Raw genomic sequence first — 14,213 nt, 5'->3', positions numbered from 1 at the left:
CTCCCGAGGGGAGCTTCTGAGCCAATCAGGCCAATAACGCCACCGACTTGATCTGCGCCCAAACCGCCTGCCCCGTCTGCAACCCGAGGTGGTCGTGGGAGTAGCGCGTGATGCGGGCAAGCAGAAGCGTTCCGGCCACGTCGAGTTTCACCAGCAGGTGCGCCGGGTTCTCCGTCGGCACGATCTCGACCACCGTCGCCGGCAAGACGTTGAGGATACTGCTGTGCGCCGCCGGCTCCAGGCTCAGGCTGACATCCCGCGCCTGCACCTTGATGCGCAGCGCCCGGCCCTTGTCCATCGGTGCGTGGGCCAGGCGGATGCGTTGCTCGCAGTGCGGTAGCGCCAGGGTCAGCAGACCGTAGCCGGCGTTGTGCTCGAGCACCTGGCCGTCGATTACCACGCCAGCGTCTTCCAGGTGAGAGAGAGGCAGGTCGGTGCGCGCCAGGGTTTCCACCACCGGACCGCTGGCGATGGAGCGCCCCTGGTCCAGCAGCACCAGGTGATCGGCCAGCCGAGCCACTTCGTCCGGCGAGTGGCTGACGTAGAGGATCGGGATATCCAGTTCGTCGTGCAGGCGTTCCAGGTACGGCAGGATTTCCGCCTTGCGCTTGAGGTCCAGCGCCGCCAGTGGCTCATCCATCAGCAGCAGACGCGGGCTGGTCAGCAGCGCGCGAGCGATGCCGACGCGCTGGCGTTCGCCACCGGAGAGATGCACCGGCATGCGCTCCAGCAGATGGCCAATCCCCAGCAGCTCGGTGGCCTGTTTCAGCGCCACGCGATGCTGGTCGCGCGGCACGCGCTTCATGCCGTAGGTAAGGTTGCGCTCCACCGACAGGTGCTCGAACAAGTTGGCGTCCTGGAATACATAGCCCAGCGCTCGCTTGTGCGGCGGCAGGAACACAGCGGTCTCGCTGTCCTGCCAGACCTCGCCATTCACCACCAGCCGGCCGAGCGGCGCGCGTTCAAGACCCGCCACGCAGCGCAGGCAGGTGGTCTTGCCGGAGCCGGAATGGCCGAACAGTGCAGTCACGCCCTTGCCCGGCAATTGCAGGTCGACGTCCAGGCTGAAGCCCGAATAGGCAATCTGGAAGCGGGCTTCGATGGCGCGCACGGGAATATCCTGCTGCATGCCCACCTCAGGCCCAGGCCGACCGGCCGCGGCGGCTCGCGTAGAGCGCCAGCAGGACGAAGAAGGAGAAGATCACCATGCCGCCGGCCAGCCAATGCGCCTGGGCGTACTCCATGGCCTCGACGTGATCGAATATCTGTACCGACACCACACGGGTCTTGCCCGGAATGTTGCCGCCGATCATCAGCACCACGCCGAACTCACCCACCGTATGGGCGAAGCCGAGGATGCTGGCGGTGATGAAGCCCGGCCGCGCCAGCGGCAGGACCACCGAGAAGAAGGTATCCAGGGGGCTCGCACGCAGTGTGGCGGCGGCCTCCAGCGGTTTGTCGCCGATCGCCTCGAAAGCGTTCTGCAACGGCTGCACCACGAAGGGCAGCGAATAGAATACCGAGCCCACCACGAGCCCGGCGAAGGTGAACGGCAGCCGCCCCAGGCCGAGGCTCTCGGTCGCCTGACCGATGAAGCCGTTGGGGCCCATGGTGATCAGCAGGTAGAAGCCGATCACCGTCGGCGGCAGCACCAGCGGCAGCGCCACCACCGCTCCCAGCGGACCTTTGAGCCAGGAGCGGGTGCGCGACAGCCACCAGGCGATCGGCGTGCCGATCAGCAGGAGGATCAGGGTGCTCAGGGCGGCCAGCTCGATGGTGAGCCGGATGGCCAGGAAATCCTCCTGCGTGAGGGGCATCGCTGTTCCTTAGAGGCTTAGAGTTCGTAACCGTAGGACTTGATCACCGCGGCGGCCTTCGGTCCTTTCAGGTAATCGACCAGCGCCTTGGCGGCGGCGCTGTCCTTGCCCTTGTTGAGGATCACGGCGTCCTGGCGGATCGGGTCGTGCAGGTCAGCCGGGACGATCCAGGCGGAACCGCTGGTCACCTTGCCATCCTTGTAGATCTGCGACAACGCCACGAAGCCCAGCTCCGCGTTGCCGGTGGAAACGAACTGGAAGGCCTGGGTGATGTTCTGGCCTTCGACGATCTTGCCGGCGACCTTGTCCTTGAGGCCGAGCTTGTCGATCACCTGGGTAGCCGCCAGGCCGTAGGGCGCGGCTTTCGGGTTGGCGATGGACAGGTGCTTGTACTCGTTCTTCTTCAGCACCTCACCCTTGGCATCGACGTAGCCGTCTTTTGCCGACCACAGCGCCAGGGTTCCGATGGCATAGGTGAAGCGCGAACCGGGGACGATTTCCTTCTCGGCTTCGAGTTTCTTCGGCGTGCTGTCGTCGGCGGCGAGGAAGACTTCGAACGGCGCGCCGTTCTTGATCTGGGTGTAGAACTGGCCGGTGGCGCCGTAGACGGCGACCAGCTTGTGGCCGGTGTCCTTCTCGAAGTCCTTGGCGATCGCCTGGATCGGCGCGGTGAAGTTGGCGGCCACGGCGACCTGCACTTCATCGGCCAGCGCCGAGTGCAGGGTGAAGCAGGAAGCGACCAGCAGGGACAGGCTTGCGAAGCGGTGTTTCATGGTGAGGCTCCAGTGGGTTGTTGTTATCGAGCATCGGAATGGCTGGCCGTGCCTCTCGCTCGCTATAACAAAAATTACATAACGATGGCGATGACTCTGCAATACCCCTGATGGGATAGCAACATCAATGGAAGTGTTCGTGCAGAGCAGGCGCGCCATCAGCCGTGAATGGGGCCGTAGCATTCTGCATTTTCTGACCCACAGATCAAATACTGTCTTCGACCTTCGGTGCCTGGCGGCGCGGCCACAGCAGCGTGAAGCATGCCCCGCCGAGCACTTCGCTTTTGGCGATCTGCGCGCGGCCGCCGTGCCAGTGGATGATCCGCCGCACGATGGAAAGCCCCAGCCCATGCCCGCCGGTGACCCGCGCGCGGCTGTCGTCGGCACGGAAGAACGGCTGGAACAAACGGTGCCACTGCGCTTCGGGAACCCCAGGGCCGTCGTCTTCCACGTCGACCTGGCAGCGATCCACACTCACCCGGTAACTCACCCGCACCCGCCCTTCGGCGTAGCGCAGCGCATTGGTCATCAGGTTCTGCAGGGCGCGATGCAGGTAGCGCGGCTCGGCTTCGATCCAGCTGCCCTGGTCAAATGGCACCAACGCACCCGGCTCGCAGGTGACGGTGATTTCCCGGCGCAGCGGGGCGATCTCCGCCACCACCTGTTCCACCAGCGCGCCCAGCTCGATGCGCTGGTAGCTCAGCGCCGGCGAGCCCTGCTCCAGGCGCGCGTAGGTGAGCATCTCGTCCACCAACTGGTCGAGGTCCTGGATGTCGCCATCCATGCCCTCCATGTACTTGCGTCGCGCCGTGTCGGTCTCGGCGGACTCGATCATCTCCAGCCCGAAGCGCAGCCGCGCCACCGGCGTGCGCAGCTCGTGGGAAACCGCGCGCACCAGCTCGCGCTGCACCGTCAGCAACAGGTGCAACTGCTCCGCCATGTGGTTGAAGGCCCCGGCGAGGCGCCCCACCGAATCCGCGCCGCGCACTTCCACGCGGGTATCCAGGCTGCCGCGGGCGATGCGCGTGGCGGCGGATTCGAGGCCGCGCAGGCGCTGCTCCAGCCCGCTGATCAACAGGTACAAGGTCAGGCCGATGAGCGTCAGCGCGACGACCACGATGATCGTCAGCAACTGCGGCGGGTAGGGGTTCATCTGGTAGATCGGTCCCAGCTCCAGCACCCAGGGCGTGTCGAGGATGCCCGAGAGCACGCGGATCGAATCGCCGCCCTTGCCCAGCGCCATTACCGTATCGCCCTCTTCCACCCGACGACTCTGGTCGTCGTCGAGGTCGACCTCCTTCAGGCGCAGCAGGTGCACCTCGAAGCCGAAGCGCTTGTCGCGGACGATGCGCGCCAGGTGATACGGCTGCTCGCTGGCCGGGTAGCGCTTGAGCTCGTCCATCAGCAGGTAGATGGTCGCACGCGCCAGCTGCTCGCTGACCTGCTCCACCTCGCCGGTGAGGATCAGCCCTTCGGCCGCGCTCACCTGGGTCATCACCTTGACTTCATGGGGCGCGCCGGACTGCACCAGCACCTGGTCGTTCATCAGCCGCGCCCGGCTGCGCCCTTCCATGCCCAGCGCATCCAGGCTGGTGAGTTTCAGCGGAATACCCAGCAGGCGGCTCCACTGGCTCAGTGCGCGCTTGCGGTCCACCTCGCTCATGGGCAGCAGCTCGTCCGCCATCAGGCGGAAGGTGCCGCGCGCCAGGTCCTCGCGGTAGCGCTCGCCGCGCACGTCGTTGACCAGGTGCAAGGTCAGCACGGCCAGCGCGGCGACCGCCACCAGGGTCAGCAGCATGCCGCCGTAGATGCGCAGGAAGATGGATTTCATCGGGGGGAGTTCCCCCTGGGTTCGGCACTCCTGGGGAGCCCCCTCAACCTAGCCCTCTCCCAGGGGGAGAGGGGACTGTGCGGAGTGCACATGAAGCCTGGCGCTACAGTAATGCCGCTCGGTTGGCGTCGAGTCAGGCACGATGAAACCGAACCGACAGCCAGCACGGACAGCCCCCTCTCCCCTTGGGAGAGGGTTGGGGTGAGGGCCAGCGCCCGCCTCACTCAGCTGCCTCCGAGTTGAGCAACCCGTAATTGTCCAGGCTGAGGAACGCGCCGTCCTTCACCTCGCACTCACGCCGCCGACCTTCCAGCGTGAAGCCCTGGCGCAGCAGCAAGCGGCCGCTGGCAAGGTTCTCCGGCTCCACCTCGGCCTCGATGCGGTGCACGTTCATGTCTTGGAAGGCATGGCGGAAGATCAGCGGCAGGCACTCGCTCATCACGCCCTGCCCCCAATGCTCGGGCAGCAGCCAGTAGCCCAGTTCCAGGCGGCGGTGTTCCTGCTGCCAGTTGTTGAAGCCGCAGCCGCCGATGATGTCCTCGGGGGCGTCCGGCCGGCAGATCGCCCACCAGATGCCGCTGCGCTCGTTATAGATGCGCTCGAACCATTCCATCTGCTCGCGGGTGGCTTCCAGCGTCGCGTAGGAGACGCCGTAGTAGCGGATCACCTCGGGGTGCGACAGCGCGCGGAATACCGCCGGCTGGTCGGCATCGATGAAGGCGCGCAGGCGGAAGCGCTCGCCGTGCAGCTCGGGGAACGGTGGCACGGCGCTCACGGCTCAGAGCTCCCCGACGAACAGGTAGCCCTTGCTGCGCACCGTCTTGATCAGGCGCGGGTGCATCGGGTCGTCGCCGATCTTCGGGCGGATGCGCGAGATGCGCACGTCAATGGAGCGGTCCTGGCCGTCGTACTCGATGCCGCGCAGGGAATTGAAGATTTCCTCGCGGGAGAGGATGCGCCCGGCATTGGCCGCCAGCAGCCAGAGCAGGTCGAACTCGGCGCTGGTCAGCTCGATGGTCTGCCCGTCCAGCCAGGCCTCGCGCATGGCATTGTCGATCACCAGCTTGCCGAAGGTCAGGCGCTTGCCGGCAACGGCTGGCACGGCCTCGGCCGGCTCGCTGCGCCGCAGCAGGGCGCGGATGCGCGCCAGCAGCACGCGCGGGCGCACCGGCTTGCACACGTAGTCGTCGGCGCCCATCTCCAGGCCCTGCACCTGGTCCATGTCGTCGGTGCGCGCGGTGAGCATCAGGATCGGCCCGTCGTAGTCCGGGCGCAGGCGCTTGCAGATGGACAGCCCATCCTCACCCGGCAGCATCAGGTCGAGCACTACCAGGTCCGGCCGCTCGGCCAGCACCCGCTCCACCGCCCTGCCGCCGTGGGACTCGATGGACACCGCCAGGCCGTTGCTCTCCAGGTAATCCTGGGTCAACTCGGCCAGTCGCTGGTCGTCCTCGACGATGAGAATGCGCGCTTCTTGTTCCACCTTGCCTCCTGATGCGCCATGAGCGAGCGCGAGCACTCTTACTAACAGAGAGTAACTATAGAGAGCCCGCAAAAGCGGCCGGCATTGTAGCCAGATTGCCAGCGCTGCGGCACGCCACCGGCGTAAGCAGGCATTGCGCGAAAAGGTCAAGGGCTGCGCGGTGAGAAACACTACATATTGTGGTAGTGTTCCTTCCCGCACAGCCCCTCCGATGCGTGTGAAAAATCTCTCATCAACCACGACGAACGGTGAAAGGCAGACAGCATCAGGGATAGCGCGAGTTACCCCGCCTCACCCACATTCCATGCACATTTTATCCACAGCTTTTCCCCGTCGCCCCGCCTTGCAAACCCCCCCATAGCGCATTATCTTGTATCCCCGTTGCGGCATACCCCTACATCTTGGGGTTGCCACCACGAACCGGACACAAGAAGAAAGTCGAAATCCCGAGCCTGTTCCACGGCTCCTCCGGTTCCACCACAACGTATTCCAGACGTACTGAGGTGCCAGGCGGCCCAGCCCGCAAGGAGCGATTCATGTCGATGGAAATGCGGTACGGGTGTTGCAACGTAACGTTCAACACCACTAGGTATTGTGGTCCCGGTCCGTAAAGCCGGCACCCGAGTTGGGCCAGGGAGGCGCTTCGGGTCATTCCCCCTGTTCCAGACGAATTCCAGCTCGCGGCTGCAATCGCGGGCGACTGCTCTTTTTGCTCTTTATTTTCGGGACGGCGCCTCTGGCGTCAGCAACACACCAAATTACGAGAACGTGGAGACAACCACCCATGCAAATCGACACCACTCGCGAGAACCCGCAGGCCAACGCGCCGCAGGCCGCCGAATCCGCACAGGATCTGGCCGCCACTGCGCCCGGCCAGCTGCGCGTGATCAAGCGCAACGGCACCGTAGTTCCCTACACCGATGACAAGATCACCGTAGCCATCACCAAGGCGTTCCTCGCCGTGGAAGGCGGCACCGCCGCCGCCTCGTCGCGCATCCATGAGACCGTGCGCCGCCTGACCGAACAGGTCACCGCGACCTTCAAGCGCCGCATGCCCTCCGGTGGCACCATCCACATCGAAGAGATCCAGGACCAGGTCGAGCTGTCCCTGATGCGCGCCGGCGAGCAGAAAGTCGCCCGCGACTATGTGATCTACCGCGAAGCCCGCGCCAACGAGCGCAAGACTGCCGGCAACGCCAGCGACATCGCCCAGCCGCACCCGAGCATCCGCATCACCAAGGCCGACGGCAGCACCCAGCCGCTGGACATGGGCCGCCTGCAGACCATCATCCGCGAAGCCTGCGAAGGCCTGGCCGAAGTCGATGGCAGCCTGATCGAACGCGAAACCCTGAAGAACCTGTACGACGGCGTCGCCGAGAAGGACGTCAACACCGCCCTGGTGATGACCGCCCGTACCCTGGTCGAGCGCGAGCCGAACTACTCCTACGTCACCGCCCGCCTGCTGATGGACACCCTGCGCGCCGAAGCCCTGGGCTTCCTGGGCGTCGCCGAGAGCGCCACTCACCACGAGATGGCCGATCTCTACGCCAAGGCCCTGGCCGCCTACGTCGAGAAGGGCTCCGAGTTCGAGCTGATCGACAGCAAGCTCAAAGGCTACGACCTGGCCAAGCTGGGCGCCGCGATCAACCACGAGCGCGACCAGCAGTTCACCTACCTCGGCCTGCAGACCCTGTACGACCGCTACTTCATCCACAAGGACGGCATCCGTTTCGAACTGCCGCAGGTCTTCTTCATGCGCGTGGCCATGGGCCTGGCCATCGAAGAGAAGGACCGTGAAGCTCGCGCCATCGAGTTCTACAACCTGCTCTCCTCGTTCGACTACATGTCGTCGACCCCGACCCTGTTCAACGCCGGCACCCTGCGTCCGCAGCTGTCCTCCTGCTACCTGACCACCGTGCCGGACGACCTGTCGGGCATCTACAACGCGATCCACGACAACGCCATGCTGTCGAAATTCGCCGGTGGCCTGGGCAACGACTGGACGCCGGTGCGCGCGCTGGGCTCCTACATCAAGGGCACCAACGGCAAATCCCAGGGCGTCGTCCCCTTCCTGAAAGTGGTGAACGACACCGCCGTCGCCGTTAACCAGGGTGGCAAGCGCAAGGGCGCCGTCTGCGCCTACCTGGAAACCTGGCACCTGGACATCGAGGAATTCCTCGAACTGCGCAAGAACACCGGTGACGACCGTCGCCGTACCCACGACATGAACACCGCGAACTGGATTCCGGACCTGTTCATGAAGCGCGTCTTCGACGACGGCAAGTGGACCCTGTTCTCCCCGTCCGAAGTACCGGACCTGCACGATCTGACCGGCAAGGCCTTCGAAGAGCGCTACGAGTATTACGAAGCCCTGACCGAGTACAACAAGATCAAGGTGTTCAAGGTCGTCCAGGCCAAGGACCTGTGGCGCAAGATGCTCTCCATGCTCTTCGAGACCGGCCACCCGTGGCTGACCTTCAAGGACCCGTGCAACCTGCGCAGCCCGCAGCAGCACGTGGGCGTGGTCCACAGCTCGAACCTGTGCACCGAGATCACCCTGAACACCAACAAGGACGAGATCGCGGTCTGCAACCTGGGCTCGATCAACCTGGTCAACCACATCGTCGACGGCAAGCTGGACACCGCCAAGCTCGAGAAGACCGTGAAGACCGCCGTGCGCATGCTCGATAACGTTATCGACATCAACTACTACTCGGTCCCGCAGGCTCGCAACTCGAACCTCAAGCACCGCCCGGTTGGCCTGGGCATCATGGGCTTCCAGGACGCTCTGTACCTGCAGCACATCGCCTACGGCTCGGACGCGGCCATCGAGTTCGCCGACAAGTCCATGGAAGCGGTGAGCTACTTCGCCATCCAGGCTTCCTGTGACCTGGCCGACGAGCGTGGCGCCTACGAGACCTTCGACGGCTCCCTGTGGTCCAAGGGCATCCTGCCGCTGGACTCCCAGCAGATCCTCATCGAAGCCCGTGGCCAGAAGTACATCGACGTCGACCTCAGCGAATCCCTCGACTGGGCTCCGGTCCGTGCCCGCGTACAGAAAGGCATCCGTAACTCGAACATCATGGCCATCGCGCCGACCGCGACCATTGCCAACATCACCGGCGTATCGCAGTCCATCGAGCCGACCTACCAGAACCTGTACGTGAAATCGAACCTCTCCGGCGAGTTCACCGTGATCAACCCCTACCTGGTTCGCGACCTCAAGGCGCGCGGCCTGTGGGACCCGGTCATGGTCAACGACCTGAAGTACTACGACGGCTCCGTGCAGCAGATCGAGCGCATCCCGCAAGACCTGAAAGACCTGTACGCCACCGCCTTCGAAGTCGAGACCAAGTGGATCGTCGACGCCGCCAGCCGCCGCCAGAAGTGGATCGATCAGGCCCAGTCCCTGAACCTCTACATCGCCGGCGCCTCGGGCAAGAAACTGGACGTGACCTACCGCATGGCGTGGTTCCGTGGCCTGAAAACCACCTACTACCTCCGTGCCCTGGCCGCCACCAGCACCGAGAAGTCCACCATCAACACCGGCAAGCTCAACGCCGTGTCGGCCGGTGGCAACGATGGCCTGCAAGCCGCAGCCGCCGAGCCGCAACCGGCTCCGGTACCGCAGGCCTGCTCCATCGACAATCCAGACTGCGAAGCCTGCCAGTAATGGAGTAAGCGGTCCTCGGAACGGTCCGCGCGTCGTTGCCCGGCAGGTCGGCCCCCATCACGTACAGCCGTACGCTCAGGGTCTCCGACCTACCAGGCGCCTAGCGCGGCCTCGCTCCGAGGCACCGCCAGAACTCCGCAGCTTCACAGTCCCCTCTCCCTCTGGGAGAGGGCTAGGGTGAGGGGCTCTTAAGGCCCCATCTCCCTCAGAACAACAGCCTCCTCCGTCGTGAACGGAAGACGCAAAGCTCTTAGCGTGCACACCACGCCATCAGACATCAGGCCGCCACAGAGCAGCCCACAGAACCAGGAGAGGAAGCCCATGCTGAGCTGGGACGAATTCGACAAAGAAGACGCCACCGAAGCCAAGGCCGCCCCGGCCGTCGCCCAGGCCGCCGCGCAGAACGCTGACAAACTCGACGCCGACGCCGCTGGCTCCGTCGAAGAAGCACGCGCCGTATCCGCCAACGACTCCGACGCCGTCGCCCGCGCCAAGCAGGCCCTCGACGCCCTGGACATCCAGGAAGGCCTGGACGATCTCGAAGGCTCCGCCGCCCGCGTACAAGTCGGCGACAAGCAGATGATCAACGCCCGCGCCGACCTCAACCAGCTCGTACCCTTCAAGTACGACTGGGCCTGGCAGAAGTATCTGGATGGTTGCGCCAACCACTGGATGCCCCAGGAAGTGAACATGAACGCCGACATTGCCCTGTGGAAGAGCAAGGACGGCCTGTCCGAGGACGAGCGCCGCATCGTCATGCGCAACCTCGGCTTCTTCTCCACCGCCGACTCCCTGGTTGCCAACAACCTGGTGCTGGCCGTGTACCGCCTGATCACCAACCCCGAGTGCCGCCAGTACATCCTGCGCCAGGCCTTCGAGGAAGCGATCCACACCCACGCCTACCAGTACTGCATCGAATCCCTGGGCATGGATGAAGGCGAAATCTTCAACATGTACCACGAGATTCCTTCGGTCGCGAAGAAAGCCTCCTGGGGCCTGAAGTACACCCGCTCGATCTCCGATCCGAAGTTCGAAACCGGTACCCCGGAGACCGACCGCCAGTTCCTGCGCAACCTGATCGCCTACTACTGCGTCCTGGAAGGCATCTTCTTCTACTGCGGCTTCACCCAGATCCTCTCCATGGGCCGCCGCAACAAGATGACCGGCACCGCCGAGCAGTTCCAGTACATCCTGCGCGACGAATCCATGCACCTGAACTTCGGCATCGACGTGATCAACCAGATCAAGATCGAAAACCCGCACCTGTGGGATGCCCAGATGAAGGACGAGGCCACCCAGATGATCCTCCAGGGCACCCAACTGGAAATCGAATACGCACGCGACACCATGCCGCGCGGCGTACTGGGCATGAACGCGGCGATGATGGAGGACTACCTCAAGTTCATCGCCAACCGCCGCCTGACCCAGATCGGCCTCAAAGAGGAATACCCGGGCACCAGCAACCCGTTCCCGTGGATGAGCGAAATCATGGACCTGAAGAAGGAAAAGAACTTCTTCGAGACCCGCGTGATCGAGTACCAGACCGGCGGCGCGCTGAGCTGGGACTGACAGAAGTAGTAGCACCACCGCAAGTCAAGACCATTAGAAACGCTGTAACCCGAAATGGAATGTTGGGGCAGTGATTAGAAAGCGAAAAGCCCCGCCTAGTGCGGGGCTTTTTCTTTATTAGAAAGATATTTTTCAACCCACCCAGCATTGATATCAAGATAATATCAGTGTAAATTTTGTGGGATATGCACTTCTCGTATAGAAACTCTGTCTAGCCATTATTCCGCCTCATGTTAATTTTCTAGGAAGGAAGACTAAATGACGAAAATAGTCACGCTATACAATCACAAAGGTGGCGTTTCAAAAACCACCACCACTTTCAACCTTGCTCATTATCTGGCACTTGCCGGGCATCGCGTTCTCGCTATAGATGCTGATCCACAGTGTAATCTAACCGAGCTAATGCTAGCTCCGGCATTAGCCGAATTAGATGAGCTTGAACGCACATCAGGAAATGAGCAAAAACTAGAAGGCACAAGCCTCCTAGATATCCTTACCCCTCGCTTGACTGGCGAAATTGCAAAAATCGACCTGAACACTGTAAAAACAATAAAAATATCTGAAAATCTTGAATTACTACGTGGCGACGTAGCTTTAAGCAGCATTGAAGATGCTCTCGCCGAAGCGCATATACAACGCTTCTCTAACAAAACACACGAAAAGAGAACTTATGTAGCGCTCGGCGACCTCCTAACGCGCTATGGCGAACAGAACTCTATAGATTACATCCTAATAGATGTAGGCCCAAGTTCAGGAGCCCTTACTCGCGCCTGCTTCCTTGTATGCGACGGATTCTTTGTTCCAACGTCCCCAGATCGATTTAACGTACAAGCCATTAGTACTTTATCCTCAATTATCGAAAGATGGATTGAAGAACATCAACAAATTTATCAAAGCTTTAAAGAACTGGACCTTCCTATTAAACAGGGACTTCCAGTTTTCCTTGGAGTCATCCTCCAAAACTTCAAGATTTTTGGCGGCCAACCGCGACCGAGCTATAGGATGTGGATGGATCGGATCCCTGTCCGGGTAGACAATGCCCTTCTTCCTATGCTTAGGAAATTTAGCACGGCAGAGCATGATCTCACGGGAGGGCTTACAGGGGATGCTGTAGTAGCAGCAAAGATTCGCGATTTCCAAAGTTTAGCTCCACTGATGCAAGAGCACGGAAAGCCTATTTTTAGCATTACGCAAGATGACACGCGGGTTATGGACGAAGAACGTCGCCCATGGTCAGGCCCTGTTTGGTCGGGAGCTCAAGAGCGCATGGAAAATTATAAGGAGCGCATTAAAGAAATCTCTGAAAAGCTTGAGCTAATTGCATAAATATGACAAGCAAACTAAGCAATTTCTTCGTAGCATTCATAGATCTCTTGGGGTTCAGTAGCATGGTAAAACATGACTGCGAGAACCCCGAAAGCAGTCAAAAATATATTGACAGACTCAAAGAAATACACGTCACCACCAAAAAGCTTAAAGATGAGATTGAAGACCTTCAACTGACTCAATTCTCTGACTCAGTTGTACTCGCACTGCCTTTCAAAGCATCCGAATTTGAGAACTTTGCGAAGCTTGTTTCTGACTATCAGTTCAATCTTCTCAGCAATGGAATTTTATGCAGAGGTGGTATTTCTTACGGCATGCATCATTTTGATGGCGACTTCCTTTTCAGCAACGGTTTAATCCATGCTTACAACATCGAAAAGGACATTTCCATCCATCCGAGAATTGTCGCATCGAAAGACTTAATAAACCTTGTCTACCAAGATGAGTCTGAAATCCCGAGGGATACCATCATAAAGGAAAGCGATGGCGCCTACTTTATTAACTATCTATCTCACAGAAAACCTGACGAAGCCAAACAAGCTATTGAACTTTCCATTCCACGAAAGCTGAGCGAAAATCCTTCAATTCGAGGAAAGCAGATCTGGATGATCGACTATTACAATCATGCATTTCCAGACTCTCCGATTGATCGTCTTCTGCGCTTTAGCTAACTAAGATCTACTACTTTTCGACACTTATGTTGATTCATGCTACGTGGCACGTTACTCTCGCGCCCGGCGCCTAAGAAACGCCTGTCACGTAGCGGCCAGACCGCTCCCGAAAGTTAAGCGGCTTTTTCGAGCACGCTGGATTCATTCGTCCTCGAAAAACCCTCTGCGACGTCGGGAGTGGGCTAATACAAGACCCGAAAGGGGAATATGTCCGGCCCTCTACGTGGGGTTTCTTAGCTCCCGGCACCCAGCCCTAAGAAAGCTGGCCAACATCACGTAGAGGTAATGGATATGCCTATCACCCCCAGCCTTCGCCCCGAAGGCGCTTCGCTGTCCCCGCCCTCTTCATCCTCCGTCCCGGAGGTGCGCCATGTCTGAAGAGGTACTGATCCCCACCGAATTTATCCGCCACAAGCGCCAGCTGCGCGCTGTGCTGCTGGAAGACCAGTGCTGGTTCTGCGCCCACGACCTGGGCCGGCAGATCGGCTCGCCCTATCTGGCCGAGCGCGTGGAGCGCAACCTGGACGACGACCAGTTCCGCCGCGCCTGGGTGCGCGATGGCAATGGCGAATACGTCGATGAGTTGCTGATCAGCGAGTCGGGCGCCTATGCCGCGTTGATCCACTACTTCCATCCGAAGAATCGCAGCGTGCGGCAGTGGTTGTCGCAGCAGGTGATTCCGACGCTGCGCGACCAGCACCGCACCGACCTGGGCGAACCGCGCCGGGAAATGCTGCGCGGGCCGACGGAGTCGTTGTCGGTGTTGAAGTGGCAAGGCGTGTTGTGGGTGCCGTATCGGGTTTGGCCGGAGTTGAGTGGTCGGCTGGAGGTTGGTGAGTAGGATGGCGTGGAGCGGAGCGATACCTATCGCTCTGTTCTTGAAATCGCTGCGCGGGACTAGGAGCAGCTGCGTTCTTCTGTGAGTCCGTGCGTAGGGTTTTCCCTCTCCCCCGCCCTCTCCCTGAAGGGAGAGGGAGCTACTCGTGCCGGCTGATGACTTGGTTTCAACCTGCGCCGAACGGTCCCCTCTCCCTTCAGGGAGAGGGCTAGGGAGAGGGTGTGGCCGGCGG

Annotated in this window: 11 protein-coding genes; 5 read left to right on the top strand and 6 right to left on the bottom strand. The window is 61.2% G+C overall.

What is annotated here, in order from left to right:
• Nucleotides 1–25 precede the first annotated feature (25 nt).
• The 6 genes from modC to PNI01S_RS20725 form a co-directional block, all read right to left on the bottom strand.
• Entirely contained in the window at nucleotides 26–1,129 is a 1,104-nt protein-coding gene (modC, locus tag PNI01S_RS20750) for a molybdenum ABC transporter ATP-binding protein (protein WP_037017925.1), read from the bottom strand.
• Nucleotides 1,130–1,136: 7 nt separating this feature from the next.
• On the bottom strand, nucleotides 1,137–1,817 hold the full coding sequence (gene modB, locus PNI01S_RS20745; RefSeq protein ID WP_037017928.1) for a molybdate ABC transporter permease subunit: 681 nt from the start codon (nucleotides 1,815–1,817) through the stop codon (nucleotides 1,137–1,139).
• Between the two features lie 17 nt (nucleotides 1,818–1,834).
• Nucleotides 1,835–2,590, bottom strand: coding sequence for a molybdate ABC transporter substrate-binding protein (modA, locus tag PNI01S_RS20740; protein ID WP_037017931.1), 756 nt, complete (start codon nucleotides 2,588–2,590; stop codon nucleotides 1,835–1,837).
• Nucleotides 2,591–2,795: 205 nt separating this feature from the next.
• A complete protein-coding gene (locus tag PNI01S_RS20735; RefSeq protein ID WP_065086425.1) occupies nucleotides 2,796–4,421 on the bottom strand; it encodes an ATP-binding protein in 1,626 nt (541 codons plus the stop codon).
• Nucleotides 4,422–4,641: 220 nt separating this feature from the next.
• Nucleotides 4,642–5,196, bottom strand: a complete 555-nt coding sequence (locus PNI01S_RS20730; protein WP_037017934.1) for a GNAT family N-acetyltransferase — start codon at nucleotides 5,194–5,196, stop codon at nucleotides 4,642–4,644.
• A gap of 3 nt (nucleotides 5,197–5,199) precedes the next feature.
• The gene (locus PNI01S_RS20725; protein ID WP_065086427.1) at nucleotides 5,200–5,904 is read right to left on the bottom strand and encodes a response regulator; all 705 of its coding nucleotides are present in this window, start codon (nucleotides 5,902–5,904) and stop codon (nucleotides 5,200–5,202) included.
• 784 nt (nucleotides 5,905–6,688) lie between these two features.
• On the opposite strand from PNI01S_RS20725, the gene PNI01S_RS20720 reads away from it, so the two are divergent.
• The 5 genes from PNI01S_RS20720 (at nucleotide 6,689) to PNI01S_RS20700 (ending at nucleotide 13,984) form a co-directional block, all read left to right on the top strand.
• Nucleotides 6,689–9,577, top strand: a complete 2,889-nt coding sequence (locus tag PNI01S_RS20720) for a ribonucleoside-diphosphate reductase subunit alpha (RefSeq protein WP_038803422.1) — start codon at nucleotides 6,689–6,691, stop codon at nucleotides 9,575–9,577.
• A gap of 321 nt (nucleotides 9,578–9,898) precedes the next feature.
• A complete protein-coding gene (locus tag PNI01S_RS20715) occupies nucleotides 9,899–11,146 on the top strand; it encodes a ribonucleotide-diphosphate reductase subunit beta (protein ID WP_045217833.1) in 1,248 nt (415 codons plus the stop codon).
• 258 nt (nucleotides 11,147–11,404) lie between these two features.
• Nucleotides 11,405–12,472 (top strand): ParA family protein, encoded by a 1,068-nt coding sequence (locus tag PNI01S_RS20710; RefSeq protein ID WP_084358927.1) that lies wholly within the window; start codon nucleotides 11,405–11,407, stop codon nucleotides 12,470–12,472.
• Between the two features lie 62 nt (nucleotides 12,473–12,534).
• Nucleotides 12,535–13,143 carry a hypothetical protein gene (locus tag PNI01S_RS20705; protein WP_143514263.1) on the top strand — a complete coding sequence of 203 codons (609 nt, stop codon included), beginning with the start codon at nucleotides 12,535–12,537 and terminating at the stop codon, nucleotides 13,141–13,143.
• Nucleotides 13,144–13,513: 370 nt separating this feature from the next.
• Entirely contained in the window at nucleotides 13,514–13,984 is a 471-nt protein-coding gene (locus tag PNI01S_RS20700) for a BRO-N domain-containing protein (protein WP_084358925.1), read from the top strand.
• The last annotated feature ends 229 nt before the right edge of the window (nucleotides 13,985–14,213 follow it).

The sequence above is a fragment of the Pseudomonas nitroreducens NBRC 12694 genome (assembly GCF_002091755.1).
Taxonomy (GTDB): Bacteria; Pseudomonadota; Gammaproteobacteria; order Pseudomonadales; family Pseudomonadaceae; genus Pseudomonas; species Pseudomonas nitroreducens.
The sequence above is the reverse complement of the archived record's forward strand: the minus strand, read 5'-3'. Positions and strand labels throughout refer to the sequence as shown.